General features: G+C 42.7%; 13 protein-coding genes and 1 pseudogene. 3 read left to right on the top strand and 11 right to left on the bottom strand.

The genetic code is table 11. From position 1 onward, the window contains the following. The first annotated feature begins 10 nt into the window (after positions 1-10). Positions 11-1,450 carry a recombinase family protein gene (locus tag ABIE27_RS19860; protein WP_429351276.1) on the top strand — a complete coding sequence of 480 codons (1,440 nt, stop codon included), beginning with the start codon at positions 11-13 and terminating at the stop codon, positions 1,448-1,450. A gap of 20 nt (positions 1,451-1,470) precedes the next feature. Here the strand turns inward: ABIE27_RS19860 and ABIE27_RS19855 are convergent. From ABIE27_RS19855 to ABIE27_RS19825, 7 genes and pseudogenes are all read right to left on the bottom strand, one after another. Continuing rightward, positions 1,471-1,845, bottom strand: a pseudogene (locus ABIE27_RS19855) (manganese catalase family protein); the annotation flags it as partial. Between the two features lie 22 nt (positions 1,846-1,867). Then, complete coding sequence (locus ABIE27_RS19850) at positions 1,868-2,143, bottom strand: spore coat protein CotJB (RefSeq protein ID WP_123064982.1); 276 nt, start codon at positions 2,141-2,143, stop codon at positions 1,868-1,870. Then, positions 2,115-2,405 carry a spore coat associated protein CotJA gene (locus tag ABIE27_RS19845; protein ID WP_090920510.1) on the bottom strand — a complete coding sequence of 97 codons (291 nt, stop codon included), beginning with the start codon at positions 2,403-2,405 and terminating at the stop codon, positions 2,115-2,117. The genes ABIE27_RS19850 and ABIE27_RS19845 overlap by 29 nt, the downstream gene beginning before the upstream one ends. A gap of 270 nt (positions 2,406-2,675) precedes the next feature. After that, positions 2,676-4,022 carry a hemolysin family protein gene (locus ABIE27_RS19840; RefSeq protein WP_123064983.1) on the bottom strand — a complete coding sequence of 449 codons (1,347 nt, stop codon included), beginning with the start codon at positions 4,020-4,022 and terminating at the stop codon, positions 2,676-2,678. A 46-nt stretch (positions 4,023-4,068) separates the two neighbouring features. Beyond that, the gene (yfkAB, locus tag ABIE27_RS19835; RefSeq protein WP_429351275.1) at positions 4,069-5,205 is read right to left on the bottom strand and encodes a radical SAM/CxCxxxxC motif protein YfkAB; all 1,137 of its coding nucleotides are present in this window, start codon (positions 5,203-5,205) and stop codon (positions 4,069-4,071) included. 228 nt (positions 5,206-5,433) lie between these two features. Then, positions 5,434-6,555: an HD-GYP domain-containing protein gene (locus ABIE27_RS19830; protein ID WP_123064985.1), complete on the bottom strand. Its 1,122-nt coding sequence runs from the start codon at positions 6,553-6,555 to the stop codon at positions 5,434-5,436. 76 nt (positions 6,556-6,631) lie between these two features. After that, positions 6,632-8,062 (bottom strand): bifunctional metallophosphatase/5'-nucleotidase, encoded by a 1,431-nt coding sequence (locus tag ABIE27_RS19825; protein ID WP_429351274.1) that lies wholly within the window; start codon positions 8,060-8,062, stop codon positions 6,632-6,634. Positions 8,063-8,180: 118 nt separating this feature from the next. Here ABIE27_RS19825 and ABIE27_RS19820 point away from each other — a divergent pair, with 118 nt between their 5' ends. Together ABIE27_RS19820 and ABIE27_RS19815 are read left to right on the top strand one after the other, a co-directional pair. Next, positions 8,181-8,921: a molybdenum cofactor biosynthesis protein gene (locus ABIE27_RS19820; RefSeq protein WP_429351273.1), complete on the top strand. Its 741-nt coding sequence runs from the start codon at positions 8,181-8,183 to the stop codon at positions 8,919-8,921. A gap of 126 nt (positions 8,922-9,047) precedes the next feature. After that, positions 9,048-10,094 carry an HD-GYP domain-containing protein gene (locus ABIE27_RS19815; RefSeq protein WP_429351272.1) on the top strand — a complete coding sequence of 349 codons (1,047 nt, stop codon included), beginning with the start codon at positions 9,048-9,050 and terminating at the stop codon, positions 10,092-10,094. Positions 10,095-10,180: 86 nt separating this feature from the next. Here the strand turns inward: ABIE27_RS19815 and ABIE27_RS19810 are convergent, their stop codons facing one another. The 4 genes from ABIE27_RS19810 to sufB all read right to left on the bottom strand — a co-directional run bounded on the left by ABIE27_RS19810 (position 10,181) and on the right by sufB (position 14,120). Then, positions 10,181-10,321, bottom strand: a complete 141-nt coding sequence (locus tag ABIE27_RS19810) for a hypothetical protein (protein ID WP_167375722.1) — start codon at positions 10,319-10,321, stop codon at positions 10,181-10,183. Positions 10,322-10,468: 147 nt separating this feature from the next. After that, complete coding sequence (locus tag ABIE27_RS19805) at positions 10,469-11,182, bottom strand: M23 family metallopeptidase (RefSeq protein ID WP_429351271.1); 714 nt, start codon at positions 11,180-11,182, stop codon at positions 10,469-10,471. A gap of 222 nt (positions 11,183-11,404) precedes the next feature. Continuing rightward, positions 11,405-12,379 carry an acyltransferase family protein gene (locus tag ABIE27_RS19800; RefSeq protein ID WP_429351270.1) on the bottom strand — a complete coding sequence of 325 codons (975 nt, stop codon included), beginning with the start codon at positions 12,377-12,379 and terminating at the stop codon, positions 11,405-11,407. 343 nt (positions 12,380-12,722) lie between these two features. After that, positions 12,723-14,120: a Fe-S cluster assembly protein SufB gene (gene sufB / locus ABIE27_RS19795; protein WP_090920114.1), complete on the bottom strand. Its 1,398-nt coding sequence runs from the start codon at positions 14,118-14,120 to the stop codon at positions 12,723-12,725. Between the last annotated feature and the right edge of the window lie 14 nt (positions 14,121-14,134).

Raw genomic sequence — 14,134 nt, 5'->3', positions numbered from 1 at the left:
GGGAATACCAATGAATGTCGCTGCCTATATTCGTGTATCAACTGATGAACAAGCTGACAAGGGGAATTCTTTGACAGAACAAATGGAGAGACTTAAAGCTTATTGCGTATCTATGGGATGGAATGAACCGAAATTCTACATTGATGATGGTTATAGTGCTAAGGATCTTCGTCGTCCTGCTATCAAAAAAATGTTAAACGATGTGACTCAAGGAAAAATTCAAGTTGTTTTAACCACTAAAATTGACAGGTTCTGTAGAAATATGCTCGATTTATTAAGTACAGTAGATTTGCTCTCTAAACATGATTGCAGTTATATATCGTCTACTGAACGGTTTGATACCTCAACTGCTCATGGTAGAATGACATTGAACTTGTTAGGCACATTCGCCGAGTTCGAGCGTGACCGAACATCAGAGCGTGTTAAGGATAATATGTTGTCAATTGCTAAAAATTCAGATCGTGCAATTAGTGGCCCATGTTTCGGTTACGACATTGTAGATAAAAAATATGCTATCAATGAAGAGGAAGCTAAAATAGTTAAATATATGTTTGATTTAGCTTTAAATGGTGATGGCCCTCGTATGATAGCAAAAAAATTAAATGATCGAGGAATAACGACAAAAAGAAATAAACAATGGGATCAAACTAATGTGAAAAGACTCATCAAGAACCGAAAGCTTACAGGAACACTAGAATATAATAAGCGCGAAACCTCAGGAGTAAAAACTACCTTTAGAGATGAATCAGAATGGATTATTAAGGAGAACAATCACCCCGCAATCATCTCCGAAGAAATATTTGATAAAGTTAAAGAAATACTGTATTCAAGAGCCAGGTCGTCTAAACATGCTGACAGTGAAACCTATCTACTAACTGGTATAGTTAAATGCGGCCATTGCGGTAGGAATATGAAAGGCAATACAGCCAGAAATAAAAATAAATACAACGAATATACCTACTATCGTTATGTATGTGCGTCTTATGTTCAAGGATATGGATGCAAATATCACGCAGTACATCGTGAAGATTTAGAAACTATCATAATTGATCAGGTTAAGGGATTGGCTTCTGCCTCTGTCAAAGAATTAGATATAAAAATATCTCCTAGATTATCGGCCATTGAAGAAATTCAGGATTTAAAGAATCAGCTCAGCAAAGTGGACAAAAGAATCCAGAAGCAAATCGAAGCTTATGAGAATGATTTGATCTCTGCCGATGATTTGAAAACTGCAAGTGAGCGAATAAGAAAGAATCGGGAAGAATTAAACGCCCGAATTAAAGAGCTTGAGTCCTCAACGCGTGAGGCTGCCAGCGTACAAGAAATAGCTGTTGAGTTTTTACCTGATATTTTAGGTGAAGACAGGCTGAAAGCAAAAAATGCTCTTCGCCTATTAATCGAAGAGGTTGTTGTTACTGATGGGGAATTTATTGATATTACTTGGAAGTGATTTATTGTGCCTCAGTGTATAATCGGATCACCCTTAGCTTGAATATAGGTGGCCGTGAAGGGTACTCCCGCAGCGTTGTTATAAAAGAGAGCGCGATCATGTGCCGCATAATGAGCATCCAACCCGGCCAGCTCCAGTTGCTCCATCGTAGCATCCTTGGTGAGTTTGTAGATCATCGTTGCAATCATCTCTAAGTGGGAAAATTCCTCAGTCGCAATGTCGTTCAATAGACCGATAATTTTGTCGGGAATGGTATAACGTTGATTCAGATAGCGTAAGGCTGCTGCGAGCTCTCCGTCTGCACCGCCATATTGTTCCATCAACAGCTTCGCCATATGCGGATCACATTTACTCACCCGAACTGGATATTGCAATTTTTTCTCATATACCCACATGCACAGGACGCCTCCTTCGATTTTATACTTGCCAAGGCCAAGGGGTCTGGGACCACTCCCACGGATATTTGGAAAAGGCATGACCAAAATTCGTCAGCGGACCATATAACTGCTGAAACTCATGCGCAACGCGCATCCGTTCCTGGCTGAACTTGTTATACTGTTCGATACTTTGAAAATCTCCCGGATGTGTATCCAAATACAAATTCAGCTCAACCAGGACAAAATCCAGCGCCTGTAGTTCCTCCAGCAGTTCGTAATATTGGGCGTCACAGGCTTTCGGCTGTTCCTTCTCCATCGTTCACCACCGCCCTTTCCTTCGTTTTTTTCGAGGTATACGGACTGTACAGCGCTGGCCACAATGTGCCGAGCCTTAAAGCTTCTGCCGGACTGTATTGCGGCCAGCCCATCGGCTGAAAAGGAATAAATAATTGCGGTGGAACCAGATACGTACGAATACCTAGAGGTTTACACGGATCAAATGGACCCACAAAAGGAACATATGCCCGAACCTGAGGATCTTTCAGAGGATCTTTCAATCGAAACGCCTCCTTTATCATGCAATTACATGCATTCCGGCATTGCTTCACAAGGCATACAGTACATTCCCATCATTTCCTGTCCTTATAACAATATGTCGAGATGATCAAGATAATCACTTTTTACAGAAACTATAAGAAGGATCTTGCCATTGCAGAGCAAGCTTACTTATTCCTACCACGCAAAAAAAACCTTCAAAGGGTGCCAGAACACCACTTCAAAGGTCTTACTTAAAGGTCTTGCTTATCCGCTATTGTTCACATCGATCATCATCTTGAGACAACAGAAGATCACTGCTCATCTTCCGAGATTTCATCTTGTTCTTTTACTTGCTTGTACACTTTGACCCGGTTAATACGTAGACGTGTAGACTCTTCGACTTCGAAGATATAACCGTTCCGCTCACGTGTTTTCCCCTTGGCCGGACTGCCTTCCAGTTCTTTGAATAGCCAGCCGCCAATGGTATCTACCTCTTCATCCTCAATGATCGCTCCGGTCCATTCATGCACTTCCTCGATCAACGAACGTCCATCGATCGAAAAGGCTTCACCGATTCGTTCCATATGTGGCCGCTCATCCTCGAACTCATCATACAGATCCCCAACGATTTCTTCCAAAATCTCTTCAGCCGTCAGCAATCCTGCAGTCCCCCCATATTCGTCGACTACAAGCGTCATCTGGGAGTGCTTTTTCTGCATTAAACGTAACACATGGCTGATCTCCATCGACTCGGGAACGTTCAGAATCGGACGCACCATTGAAGCCAGATCCTGTTGTTGCTCCGGTTCCGCCAGCAACAGGTCCGTGATATGGATAAATCCGATAATCTCGTCCTTATCCTCTACGGCAACCGGGTAACGGGAATGCTTCGTTGCGTTGATGATCTTTAGATTTTCCTCCAGCGACAGATGGGTATACAGACAGTCCATATCTGTACGAGGCAACATAACCTCACGAGCCAGCATGTCTGAGAAATCAAAGATATTATCCATCAGCTTGATCTCATCCTTATCGATGACCCCGCTTTTGGCACTCTGTTTCATCAGGATGCGAAGCTCATCTTCGGAATGGGCCTCACTTTCACTCGCGGGTTCAATACCAGCCAAACGTAATAAAGCATTCGCTGATGCATTAAGAACCCAGATGAACGGGAAGAAAATTTTATAAAATAATAGTAACGGTGCGGATAAAAGCAACGCCACTCCATCTGTTTTTTGAATCGCCAATGATTTGGGTGCCAGCTCACCAAGTACGATATGCAAGAACGTAATGATACAAAAACCGATAACGACCGATACCGTCGTAATCAGGCCCGTATCGGAAACGCCCAGCTTAAACATTAGCGGTTCCACGAGCAGTTTGGAGATTGCAGGTTCTCCTAACCATCCGAGTCCAAGAGATGTCAGTGTAATTCCAAACTGTGTTGCCGACAGATAGGCATCCAGTTTACCGTTCACCTTCAACGCATAACCAGCCAGACGGTTTCCCTCACTCTGCAATTGTGTCAGGCGTGTCTGTCTTACTTTGACGAGAGAAAACTCCGCTGCGACAAATACGCCATTCAAAAATACGAGCAAAAAGACACAGACCAAATTAAATACCAGCTGTCCAAGATGAAATTCGGTGTGAATGTCCAAGATGTAACTCCCCTTCTCTGTCTATTTCAGGAATGCACCTGGAATATTAACGTAAAATAGCTTTTCTAGATTTGAAGTCCATGCCTTTATAATACATATCAGCCACGAGCAGATTTGGCCCGCAACAGGATGCAGCATCACAATGGCAGTTTACCGTCTGATTGAGCGGATGCTCCGCAGACCATTCGTGGAATACGTCATCCAGCTTTCGGTCATGGATGTTGCCAAATGCAGGGATATCCGCGAAATCAGTCACGTATACGTTGCCGGTAAACATGTTGACGTTAACACGGTTGCGCCCGTCCGGATCATTACGAACCGTTACATTAGGTTCGCTGTACAAGCGATTAATCAGTTCACGATCCTGCTCGGCTGCACTGCATGCGAAGAACGGCAGTGTTCCGAAAAGCATCCACATGTCTTTATCACGGACATCAAGCAACCGATGAATGGCCTCTCTCATGTGATCCAGTGATAACACTGGAAGAGAAGATGCAAAATTAGAGCTGTACATCGGATGCACTTCGTGCCGTACACAACCCATTTCCCGAATCAACTGGTGAATGCCCTCCAGCTTATCATGCGTTCGATAATTAATCATCGATTCTGCAGAGATAAACATACCGGCCTCACTGAGCTTGCGAGAGTTTTCAATCATCTTTTCATACATTTTCACGGCGACTTCACGTTTTACCTGTCTACCGCTGTTGGCGAATCCCACCTGATGGAAATCATCTGCATTCAAATAATTAAATGAGATGTGCATCACATCCAAGTAGGGGAGTAGCTTTTCATAACGGCTGATATCCAGCGTCAAATTGGAATTAATCTGGGAGCGAATCCCGCGTTCTTTGGCATATTTAAGCAGTGGAATGATCATCTCATCTACTGTCTTTTGGCTAAAGCTGGGTTCACCGCCTGTCAGACTGATCGTCTGCAGATGCTCCACCTCATCCAGTCGTTTCAACATTAATGAGAGTGGTAGCGCAGGTGCCTCTTGCATCGTAAGCATATCCCCTACGGCACAATGTTCACATCGCATATTGCACAGATGTGTCACTGTCATTTCTACACTGGTCAGCACATGCCGGCCATATGTACGCAGAGACCCAATTGGATCCCACGGATCATTCGTTGGGGATAATGGCATCGGTTGTACCGATCCTGAGTTTAGCATGGTCATTGTTCTTCACCTTATTCCTTTTATTAACCTAAAAAGTTTTATTTACATCATATCCGAGAATACTTTTTTGGGAGTTATCTTTTATCATAGCACAATCACGAACCTTCCTGCACAGCCAAACCCTGACCATTACATGACAAAAAACGCTCATGAATCATAGGGAACTCGCTTCACGTTCCCGATATGACCACCTGAGCGCCTGCTCTGCTTGCTCTATACTTCCTTAGCTCAACTATGCAACTGTTCCTGCTTCGGAAGTATAGCAGTATCTTCCGCACCCTCTACCCCTGTAATCATGACTGAAAGCTGCGTAGCAAGATTTATTTCGTAGGGTGCACTAAGGACCTGCCCTTCTGCATCCTTGATCACACGAATCAATGGCCGCTGTGGCACGCGAGGTTGAATTGCAGCGACTACGCCAACTTCTCCAGTACTCAGTTTAACGGAAATTCCTACGGGATAGATCGCTACACAATCCCTAAATTTTTCAAGCATCCACTGTTCATAAAGCGTTCCAGAACCTGTATATAGTACTTCTACGGCTTGATGCGGCAATAAAGCTTGACGATAGACCCGATTGGTCGTCATGGCATCATACGAATCGGCAAGAGCAATCCATTTCGCATATTCATGGATTTCATTGCCTTTCAAACCTAGAGGGTAGCCACTGCCATCAATTCGCTCATGATGCTGCAGTGCACAGTGTGCTGCAAGAAGAGGGATGCCGGGTTCATCCTTGAGAATGCGATGTCCATACGTCGTATGCTGTTGAATAATCTTGTATTCCTCATCACTCAGACGTGAAGGTTTATGTAAAATATCGGAGGAAATCTGCGTTTTTCCAATATCATGAAGCAGAGCACCTAGACCAATCTCCATAAGTTGCTGACGTGTATAACCTGATGCCACACCAAGCACCAGAGTATACACACAAACATTCAATGAGTGAGTATATAGGTCAAAATCGCTGGAGTTCATGTCCATTAACATGATCATCGCTTCCTTTTGACCACCGATATCCTCCAGAATGCTGTTCATTACACCACTAAGCGCTTTACCAAAATGTGTGATCTGATTTTTACTTTTGAAGCCGGACATATGTTGAAATTGCTGTTTGATCTCCACAAGTGCTCTTCGCTTGGTCTCTTCCTGTAACATATCAGGCACGATAATATCTTCTGTCGCAGCATCCTGAATGTACACATATCCAATCCCGAGATCTTTCAACCGTCCGATTAACCGGCTCGTCAGTTCTACGTCCTCACTGAGTAAAACCAGACCTTCCTCACTAAAAATTCGTTTCCCCAGCTTCATGCCAGGCTGCAATAAGTTTATATGTACTAAACGCACAGCCTATCCTCTCCCGCTCCTTAGATGTAATGAACACTAGCCGCCGCATCAGCAGAAGGCAGTCTTGTTCCAGCTTCTAACTTTGGTACCAGCGATGACGCAAACTCTCCTCCAGCGCCCCTGGTCGTTTTAATTCCTCTTCCAGCAAATCCCTTATAAATTCCGGAAGATAATATTGTACATTACTTCCTTGAGCCAAAGAAGGATACCCCACATTAAACGTAAACATATCAAGCGTTCCAACCACATATTCACGCTTCCCATCCATAGGTATACCGTTCACATGAATGAATTGGATCTTATCATAGGCTGGCGCATTAGGATCGTAACGAATTTCCATTCCATCCACGCATAAAATGCCGAGAATACGTCCCCGAAAGCCATATCCCACGATAGGTTTAGAGAAGAATTCCTCCAACAGTGACTGTTCAAGCGCTTCACGAATTTGATCACCTTTCAAACATATTGTACAAGCATTTATTGGAGATGGACATAGGGAATGTAACATTCCTTTCGTAATGTTCCCTTGTGGTAGGTTTCCGAGTAACTGGCCCGCATTTACAAGCGATATTTCTGCTTTTGTAAAGTGCCGCACAGCTTGTGCAAGTAAAATAGCAAAAGGCGATTCCCGCTCATAATACACGGGCAAGGTTTGATCCGTGATCACGGCCGTCTGATCCAGCAATCGTTCAGCTTCCGTACGGTTCGTAGCAATTGCCAGAGACACCTGTTCTTCCAGCATGCCGCTCTGCACTGGCACACAACCGCTGCTCACCAGTTGCACAGGCTCTGCTTGGCCTGCTCTTTCCAGCACAACTCTCCCGATCCATTGTCCGAATTTACCCGCCGCCCCCAGAACGGTATTGCCAATCAGCAACGGTTCCTCCAGTACATGATGAGTGTGTCCGCCTAGGACAACATCAATGCCCTCAACCTGTTCCGCCAGTCTTTTGTCCGTTGAAAGACCCAGATGAGATAAAACAACGATCACGTCCACTTGTTCACGCAGTACCTTAACCTGATCTCTTAAGGTTTGTACAGGGTCCGTCACTTGCCAGCCCAGCAGTTCATAGAAGGTGTTAAACGGGGCTGTTGCTCCTAGCAGACCAATGCGAAATGGTCCCTTTTCGACAATAACCGAAGGTTTCATCCAGGCTGGAGGATGTCCTGTACCCTGTTCTATCACATTGCCGCACACAATCGGACAAAGGAGCCCCGTATAAGACTGAGCGAGTTGCTCTGGCGTAAAGGTTAGCCCCTCATTATTTCCTATCGTAATAGCATCATAACCTGTCAGATTAAGCACATCTACGTTGGCCATTCCGAGTGTGCCTTCCGTTTCAACAGCCATTCGATCCATATGGTCGCCAATATCAAGGACAAGCAGATGTCCACCTTGGGCACGTTCCTCATTGATCATAGCAGCGATCGCACTCATGGAGCCGAAATGACTGTGTATATCATTAGTGTGCAGAATGGTTAATGTTTGCTTCTCGCTGCTGCGCATTACACTGCCTCCCCTGCGTTCATTAAACGTACATTCTTCTAATGGATAAGCATAACATTTTCTACGTCGTTATGATATATTTATAGGGTTTAGAGATCAAAAAGGAGCGAGTTATTCCATGAAATTTACAATTCAACTATTTGCAGGTATTGCAGAACGTTTAAATACATCCCAACTTGAATTTGAATATGACGGTGATATGCTTACAGCTACTATGCTTAAAGAACAGTTAAGTCAAACTTACCCTGAAGCTGCCTCACAGATTCGTTCATCATTTTTAGCAGTAAACCAGAGATATGCTCCTGCCGATACAATACTTAAGGCGAATGATGAACTGGCTTTGATCCCTCCTGTATCCGGAGGCGACGGTACGGCGAACCAGAGTATGGATCACCCTCATACACAAGAGCATCGCACAGAAGATGGTATGTTTCTAATTACTACTGCTCCCTTGTCCGTTGAGGCAACGACTGACTTGGTCATTACCGCCAATCATGGTGCTGCATTAACTTTTGTAGGAACGACACGGGAAATGACTGGTGAACAACGCACTGTTTATCTGGAATACGAAGCATACGTACCTATGGCGCTGTCCCATATGGCGGCGATCGGCACGGAGATAGCAGAACGCTGGCCAGGTGTGCGCTGTGCGATCAGTCATCGAATTGGCAAAGTTGACGTTGCCGAAATCAGTGTCGTTATCGCGGTATCCTCGCCTCATCGCAGCGACTGTTACGATGCAAGTCGTTACTCCATTGAAAGACTGAAACAAACGGTACCGATTTGGAAAAAAGAAATCTGGGAGGACGGTTCCGAGTGGAAAGGCCATCAACTAGGACCCTGGAACCCCATGGACTAGAAAAAAATGAGTCTATTCGCTGTTTACAGAGGTGTTTGAACAGTAAATAAGTCGTTGTCAACCCATTTTTTTCTTGTTATTATAATGATATGTGTCGATATTAGTCGAGGAAAAGGTGGTTTATACGTGAGAGTGCATGTTACAGATCTTAAACCCGGCGACCTGCTAAAAAATGATATCTACAATACTTCAGGTCTCCACATGCTGATGAAAGGTTCCGTTCTCAGCGAAGATGATATATCTAAGCTGTTGCAGCATGGAATTGATTTCGCAGATGTAGAACAATCATCCAACCTTCACTCTAATGAACAAAACTTGCCTTCCGATCAGACCCGTCTGTTAACCAATCTGTTTAACGACACGATCAAAGGCACAGAATCTCTGTTCCAAGAAGCCCTAGAAAAAGGCTTTATTGATGAATCACAGGTTGACGAGATTGTAAGCACCTTAACAGGACAGCTCGAAAAACAAAAAGATGTTGTCTCCCTGCTGCTTATGCTAGATGGAGACATTGACTACACCTACAACCATTCCTTGCAGGTTGGCATGCTTGCTTTTTATATTGCTGGCTGGATGGGTTATAGCCCAGAGGAATGTCTTACAGTAGCCAAAGCAGGATATCTTCATGATATTGGCAAGTCCAAAATTCCTTCTGAAATATTACATAAACCAGGCAAACTAACAACAGAAGAATTCGCAGAAATGAAAAAACATACCTTTTACGGTTACGATATTATCAAAGCTTCAACAGAGGACGAAGTCATCGCCATGGTCGCTCTTCAACATCATGAGCGTGAGGATGGCAGTGGTTATCCGTATGGTTTGCGAGGAGATGAGATTCATCCCTATGCTCGTATCACTGCTGTAGCCGACGTCTACAGCGCAATGACAACGAATCGGGTGTATCAAACCAAACAAGAGTTAATTTCTGTTCTGTGCGAGTTGTACAGCCTCAGTTTTGGTCAGTTGAATGGCGAAGCAACCCAAGAGCTGATCAAACATATGCTTCCGAATTTTATTGGTAAAAAAGTACTGCTCACCACAGGACAAACTGGTGTCATTGTCATGAACAATCCAGCTGATTACTTCCGCCCACTTGTTCAGACCTCTACGGCCTTTATCGATTTAGCGAAAGAAAGAGATATTGCCATTGTTGAAATTTACGTCCAATAAATCACGCTTGCAGAGAAAAGAGGGATCAAAAGGAAGCCCGTTTGAGCTTCCCTTTGATCCCTTTTGCTTCTATTCAGTCGAAGGAGTTACACACAGAATGCTTTTGTGATGATAACCAACAGGATGAACAGTACCAAGATCGCGCCGACCGACGTACATGGATTGTATCCACCTACACCGCCTACACCACCAACGTTGCCTTTACAGCCATAACCTACTTCGCTCATGTGATTGCCTCCTCTTTATCAGGTATACCCTAACATATGACGCTCCCCCGTTGGAGGAACTGGGCGAAACGGCATTCTTCGCAATTTGGTTCATAGCCCATAGGAGATAAGTGGTTTTCTCTTATACTGCCCTTTGCTCTTAAGGCTTCAATCCTTTTTTGGTACCTGTATTCCCATTTCCTTCCGATACATGATTACAAGTATTCTCCAAAAGTCATAACTTCCTGTGTCATCTATAATATAGGGATGATAATAAGCTAATGCCTCCTGCGCCCAGTCAGGGCAGCTCATGTTGGATAATCGCTTCTGTTCTTGAATCCAGCCACCTTGAAGCTCCAATTGCTTCTGCATAAGCGTGAACAATTGCTTTTCCTGACTTGTCATTGGCGGGCCCTCCTCTTCCTGAGAGATCGTTCCGTATTCGTTTAACAAATACGCTGTTGGCTCAACAACGCCATCTTCACTTGCCGTATATCCGTACGAAGGCGAGCTTGTTTTTCGAATCTCATAATGGACATGGGGACCCGTGCTCTGTCCTGTACTCCCTTGATAACCGATTAGCTGCCCTTTCCTCACTCGCTGACCAACATTAACGGCAATGCGTGAGAGATGACCGTAACAATGTAAGTATCCACGATGATCCTCAAGCGCCACAGTAAGCCCGTATCCTCCAAAACCGGAGCCTGTGCGTCCTTCAGCTGCAAAACGTACCGTCCCTTCAAGAAAAGCAGATACAGGCCCATTCCAAGGTTCAGTGACCAGATCTACCCCTCGATGAAACGTCTGGCCTCCATGTATAGGATGAATTCGATAACCGAATGAACTTGTAATCCGATACCCTTCGAAAGGGTTTGCATTCATAGCATCACATCCTTTTTCTATCATTAAATGCTTAACTCTATGAATTGGCCTGTGCTATTAGTCTTATTTTTAAATTTTCAATCAAAGATTAATCTCTTTATGGCAAAAGAAAAAGACGAACCATGACAGTTCGTCTTCTTCCGAATTTGCTAGCTTAACCGATGATGATTTCCATCTAGAAAGATGTTGTATTGTATTTGAAGATAACATCAAAGTAGGAAATTAACTTTTATAAACTCTTCTTTGTAAAGATTGATTCATTAAACCGACCACTTTGTGTAGAATAAACGCTGATAATATTAGCAATATCAAAAAATCTAAGATTTTTATCCATAGCACATTAGATAAATCTGGTAAATTATAGATAAACAAAATTTTTCCTTCAATTAAATATATTTCATAAGATATTGAACCCAAAAAAATCAGAACTTTAGATTGATGTTTTATCAGTGTTAAAAAACATAGTATACCTAACGTTAATAAAATACTACTGATGGATAATTCATTAATAAAAGTCAAATTGTATACTTTGAAGAGGTAATACAAAGAAACACGCAAACATATTATGGTTGCTACTAATAACGAAAATTTCACAACAAATGATTGTAAATTTAGCCTCTTAACTTTTGAAAAAACGAACGCAACAATAACTCCAAAGGGGAATGCAAATGTATAGAAATTCCAATCATAAATAATATTGAAATCCGAAATTTTTAATGCTATTGAAAATGATATGATAAGAATTACTTTCAACAAATTATTTATAGGAATAATAAATATAATAAAGAATATAATGTACCACATACCTATATATGTTATATACCACATTGTCGGATCTACGGAATATTTAAAATCCAAAGAAAATAAATATTTGATTAGTTGATAGTTGTTATGATTAATATGAAAAATAAACTTGTCCAATATCACCCACACCAAGGTTATTACTACATAAGGAACCCATACTTTATTTAAACGTTTATATAAGAAGCTTAACTTAATACCCTTATTTAAATAAGAACTCATAAGCCCATATCCAGACATCATAAGAAAAATTGTAACTCCCCATACTCCAGCATACTCAAATATTGTTGATGGCATCGTGATGATACCAAGTAAGCATAGATGGCCTAACACTACGAAAAGTATAGCTATACCTTTTAATTGATTAGACACATCTCTTTTTATCTCTAAATGCATTTTTTTCCCCCAGATAGTTTTATATAGTGGTATCTCTGATATTACTATATAAACATTTGAATAACTACTATTTTTTATAAATAAGCGTACTACATAAGAAATAGTACATATCAATTAATTGTTCAAGCTGATACACTCTTTATATCTTTAAATTAGACCATTACAATAAGAAGTTCAATATATTCAGAATGGTCATAGACGCAAAATCCTAAATCTTTCCCCCATATAACCCGGATGCTTTTTTTTCTGTCCGTTTCACGCACTCAACTGGTCAAAACCATTAAATAAAAGGAGACGAACTCAAAAGTTCGTCTCCTTTTATTTAATGCTACATTTCTCAAAATTAGCCTATGCTACCTTCCATCTCGAACTTGATGAGACGATTCATCTCAACCGCATACTCCATTGGCAATTCTTTCGTGAACGGCTCAATGAAGCCCATGATGATCATCTGCGTTGCTTCAGCTTCGGTCAGACCACGACTCATCAGGTAGAAGAGTTGATCCTCAGACACTTTGGATACCGTTGCTTCATGCTCCAGCATGATGTTATCATTCATGATTTCGTTGTAAGGAATTGTATCCGATGTGGACTCATTATCGAGAATGAGAGTATCACATTTGATGTTGGATTTCGCGCCTTCAGCTTGGCGTCCAAAGGAAGCCAAACCACGGTACGTTACTTTACCACCGTGTTTACTGATCGACTTAGATACAATTGTTGACGTTGTATCGGGAGCCAAGTGAATCATTTTCGCGCCTGCATCCTGGTGCTGGTTTTTACCTGCAACAGCGATGGACAGAACGGAACCTTTAGCTCCACGGCCTTTCAGTACAACCGCAGGATATTTCATCGTCAGTTTGGAACCGATGTTACCATCGACCCATTCCATCGTTGCATTCTCTTCAGCAACCGCACGTTTGGTAACGAGGTTGTAGATGTTTGGTGCCCAGTTTTGGATCGTTGTGTAACGAACGCGGGCATTTTTCTTACAGATGATCTCAACTACCGCACTGTGCAGGGAATTTGTGCTGTAAATTGGAGCAGTACAGCCCTCTACATAGTGAACGAAGCTGTCTTCGTCTGCAATAATCAATGTACGCTCGAATTGACCCATATTTTCGGAGTTAATCCGGAAATATGCTTGCAGAGGCACTTCACATTTTACGCCTTTTGGTACGTAGATGAAGCTTCCTCCAGACCATACCGCACTGTTCAAGGCAGCAAATTTGTTATCTGCTGGCGGAATAACGGTAGCGAAATATTCACGCAGGATTTCCGGGTGCTCTCTCAGTGCCGTATCGGTATCCATGAAGATTACGCCTTGGTCTTCCAGTTCCTTTTGCATATTGTGGTATACAACCTCGGACTCATACTGAGCCGATACCCCTGCGAGGAATTTTTGCTCCGCTTCTGGAATTCCCAGTTTATCAAACGTTTCTTTGATTTCGGAAGGAACTTCTTCCCATGTTTTCCCTTGCTTTTCCGAAGGACGAACATAGTATTGAATATCGTTAAAGTCAAGTCCATCCAGATCGCCGCCCCATTTAGGCATAGCCATCTTCTCGAACTGTTTCAAGGATTTCAAACGGAATTCCAGCATCCACTCCGGTTCGTTCTTGATTTTAGAAATTTCCGTTACAACTTCCGCTGTCAGACCTTTGCCGGTTTGAAAGATGGATTTATGCTCATCGCGAAAACCATATTTATACTCTTCCATTTCTGGTGCTTTTTTAGCCATCTTGCTCGACCTCC

Origin of the sequence: Paenibacillus sp. 4624 (genome assembly GCF_050435065.1) — a bacterium.
Taxonomy (GTDB): domain Bacteria; phylum Bacillota; class Bacilli; order Paenibacillales; family Paenibacillaceae; genus Paenibacillus; species Paenibacillus amylolyticus_D.
Note: the sequence above shows the minus strand (reverse complement) of the source record. Positions and strands in the feature narration are given on the sequence as shown.